A 4,074-nucleotide genomic window follows, 5' to 3' on the forward strand; every position below is an offset into this window, starting at 1 on the left:
TCACGGGGCGGCAAACGAGGGGGCATGCAGATGCGGTGTCACACGGCGGTATTGCCTTGCGTTATAATGCTCTTATGAACCGCCGGACACTACTCGTCTCTTCTCTCACGGCCCTCGCCTTCCCGCTAGAAGCCTTCGCACGCCCTCAACAGGGCAAGTCCCTTGCTGTGGTGCCACGTAGCGGAGAGCTGGCCGGTGCAACCATCTACACCAACTCCTACGCGGTGCTGATTGGCATTACCTACCAGCAGTTTCCCAGCGAGCTTCAGATCAAGACGGCTGAGGCGGATGTGACCGACCTCAAGGCGCTCCTGGTGGAGTCGTATGGGTTTCTGGCGGAGAACGTCACCGTGCTGCTGGATAGCCAAGCCTCACGCAAGGGGATCGAGAAGGCGCTCTCTGGCCTGGCGGATCGTAAGCGGGTGCAGGCCACGGACCGCGTTCTGGTGTATTTCTCGTGTCATGGTCAGACCATCAAGACCCAAGACGGCGGCGACACGGGCTTTCTGATTCCCGCTGATGCGGAGCTTGACCTGAAGGACACAACTGACCCGGTTCCTTACTTGCGCGATTGCCTTCCGATGGACGGGCTCTGGCGCTACCTGGAAAGCTCTCCGGCGCGGCATCGGCTCTTGCTGGCGGATGCGTGTTTCGGTGGGCTGATCGTGCAAGGCAAGAACTTCCCCAAGCCGAGCGCGGCAACGCTCCGTGGGTTTCTTGCGGTTCCTGCACTTCAGGCGATTGCGGCGGGTGGCAAGGGCGAGGAGGCATTGATTTTGCCCGGCCTGCGTAACTCGGCGTTTACGCACAAGCTCTTGGAGGTGCTTCGTCAGAGCGCAGCAGCAGATGAGGTGGTTCCTGTGAGCCTGCTGGGCGCTCAGCTCAAGACGAGCGTTCCTGATCTGATTCTGGCGAAGACCAACGGTCGTTTCAAGCAGACGCCTCAGTTCGGAAGCCGTGGCACCGAGGGCGAGTTCTTGTTCGTGAGCGTCGGGGCTACGTCGCCCACGCCTAAGCCCCAGCCGTTCGCGGGTGGTGGCAAAGCGGTGGTGGAGTCCGCGAACTTCCGTGGCGGTCTTCTCTTCTCCGGCGCGCCTGCGGGTGCGGTGATCAAGGTAGAGGGGAAAGTGGTTTCGGGTGATCGCTTTGAGGCGGATTTAGTGGAGGAAGCCAGCAAGTCCGTGTCCGTGGTGATAACGGCACCCGGCTTCAAAGCCAAAGGTGGTCGCACGACCATCAAGCGCGGCGAAAACCTTGAGTTCGATGCCCGCCTAGAGCGCGAAGCAATCCCCGATCCGCCCAAGCCCGAACCTGTAGCTCCGGCTGGCAAGGTCAAGGGTGCTCGCAAGACGCGCAAGGGCAACGCAGAGATGTGCTTCATTCCCGGCAACGGCACGATTGCAGACTTCTGGATGGATGCAACTCCTGTTACGGTGGCTCAGTATAAAGCGTATTGCGCGGCGACGGGTAAGAGCATGCCAAAGGATAAGCCTTCTTGGGGCTGGATAGACGATCATCCTATGGTGAATGTGGACTGGAACGATGCGAGTGCGTTTGCGACTTGGGCAGGTGGTCGCTTGCCGACGAGCGCTGAGTTCGAGTACGCGGCTCGTGATGGTGGCCGTAATATCGAGTATCCTTGGGGAGATACGTTCGATACGAGCAAGTTATGGTGTAGTATCAGTGGTTTTGGTGATGCTGGCAAGACGGCTTCAGTAACGCGCCAGGATCGTATCTATGTGAACAGCCATGGCCTGTCTGATATGGCGGGCAACGTGTATCAGTGGTGTAGTGACGGCCCGAATAGCGCTAGTCGCTACCTAAAGGGCGGCTCCTGGCTCGACGACGACGCGGACAGGTTCCGCTGCGCGTACCGGGACTACGGCAATCCGTCCCTCGCGAGCTACATCGGCGGGTTTCGCCTCCTCCATCCAGGACTGTAATCGTCTCACCTCTCCCCGTCGCTTAGGCTCCGACCTGGGCGCCCTCTGGGCACGGGCTTACGGTCGTTCCTCCCTGCGAAGAGGGGGTTGCCCGCGACGGCTGGTAGCGCTTACCCGTGAACGTCGAAGCGGGGAACTCTCTGGAGACGGTACAATGCTTGGCAATGGAGCAGGCACCTACGATTGACCATGACCGGCTGTTTAAGGAGCTGCTGACGACGTTTTTTGTCGAGTTTATCGAGCTGTTTTTCCCCAAGCTTGCCGCCGTGATGGACAGAGACTCGATTGTGTTTTTAGACAAGGAAGTCTTTATCAGCCTCTTTGATGGACGCGAGTACGAGGCCGATATTGTGGCAAGAGTGCGCTTTGCAAACACGGAAACTGAGGCGTTCTTTCTGATCCATGTCGAGAACCAGAGCACCCCGGAGGCGGATTTTGGGCGGCGGATGCTGCGCTACTTCACCGGGTTTTTCGAGAAATACGACCTGCCGGTCTATCCCATCGTGGTGTTTTCCTACGACAAGCCCGCCCGCGCTGAGCCGACACGCTACACAATAGGCTTCCCCGATGGTGAAGTGCTGCGCTACTCCTATCGGGTGGTGCAGCTCAATCGGCTCTCGTGGCGCAAGTTCGTCAGCCAGCACAATCCTATCGCCAGCGCTCTCATGGCAAAAATGAAGATCGCGGAGCAGGATCGGCCTAGAGTCAAGCTGGAGTGCCTGAGGTTGTTAGCAACCTTGAAGCTCGACCCGGCACGGATGCGGCTGATCTCGGGGTTTGTGGATACCTACCTACGGCTGAGCCGCCAAGAGATTGTACGTTTTGAACAGGCAATTGCAGGGAGCGATCTTGCTCCTGCCGAGAAAGAGGAAGTGATGGAAATCGTAACAAGCTGGATGGAGACAGGCATCGAACGTGGCCTGGAGCGTGGTCTGTTACAAGGCCGACAAGAAGGCATTGCTCAGGGAGAGCGAGAGCTTTTCTTGCGTTTGGCACGCCTGCGCTTAGGGGAGCCGGAGGCGGCGATACTGGAGAGAGTTCTAGGAGCTTCGCAGACGACTATCGAAGGCTGGGCAGATCGCTTGCTACACGCGGAGAGCTGGCAGGAGCTACTCACGGACTGAGCGCATTGCGCCGGGGGACGTGTCACGTTACGATATTGCCTTGCGTTATAATACTCTCATGAACCGACGCTCTCTTCTCGTCTCGGGCTTAACCGCCCTCACGTTTCCGCTCACCGCGTTCTCCGCGCAGCAAAGTAAGTCTTTTGCGTTGCTGATCGGGGTGGAGCAGTACGATAGCCCGGATATCGCACGGCTGAACTTCGCGGTCAAGGATGTCACAGCGGTGGGCACCGCCTTGCGTGAGAGCCTGGGCTTTGCTACCGTGCGCCTGCTCACCAGCGACACGACCGACGCACGGCTCAAGCCGACCAACGTCAATGTCTTCAAGGCGTTGGACAACCTCGCCACGGAGATTGGCCCTGAGGACACGTTTGTGCTTTACTTCTCCGGCCACGGCTTCAGCAAAGAGGGGCAGAACTTCCTCGGCTCTGTGAACGCCGATCCATCGAGCATCGAGACCCTCTCGATCTCGTCGGTGCCGGTGGCGACTCTTCAGAGCAAGCTCAAGAAGATCAAGGCCAAGCAGGTTATTCTCATCATGGATGCGTGCCGCAACGATCCTGAGGCAGGGAAGGGCGAGGGCGATAACAAGCTAACCTCGGACTTTGCCAAGAGCCTAGGCGTGGTCGCGCGTGCCGGTGGCGGCGAGGGCAGCTCCAGTGCCGTGCTCTTTGCGTGCTCGGAGGGGGAGCGTGCGTTTGAAGAGCCCAGCTTCGGGCATAGTGTGTTCACCAAGTTCCTGTTGGAGGGGCTGAGTGGGAAAGCAGCGTCGCTGAGCCTTGAGGATGTGACGTCGTACACGGCGGGTGAGGTAAAGAAGTGGGCTAAAGAGCGTGGGAAGAAGCAAACGCCCGACTTTGCCCGTAACGGCACCGGAAAGCTGGTGTTCTCCAGCAAGGTGATTGCAGCGGCAGAGCCTGCGCCTATCGTTGAGGCGGCAAGGGTAGCGAAGAAGAGCTTCCGTGCGAGCTTGGTTTTCAAGAACGCGCCTGCGGGTTCGGTTATCA

General features: G+C 58.9%; 3 protein-coding genes. All 3 read left to right on the forward strand.

The genetic code is table 11. The features are described 5' to 3' along the window. Positions 1-74: 74 nt before the first annotated feature. Positions 75-1,943, forward strand: coding sequence for an SUMF1/EgtB/PvdO family nonheme iron enzyme (locus tag AC1XOS_RS20540; RefSeq protein WP_481964078.1), 1,869 nt, complete (start codon positions 75-77; stop codon positions 1,941-1,943). Positions 1,944-2,107: 164 nt separating this feature from the next. Then, the gene (locus tag AC1XOS_RS20545) at positions 2,108-3,067 is read left to right on the forward strand and encodes an Rpn family recombination-promoting nuclease/putative transposase (protein WP_481964079.1); all 960 of its coding nucleotides are present in this window, start codon (positions 2,108-2,110) and stop codon (positions 3,065-3,067) included. A gap of 58 nt (positions 3,068-3,125) precedes the next feature. Further along, on the forward strand, positions 3,126-4,074 hold a 949-nt coding region (locus AC1XOS_RS20550; protein WP_481964080.1), incomplete at its 3' end, for a caspase family protein.

Source organism: Armatimonas sp., assembly GCF_964826245.1.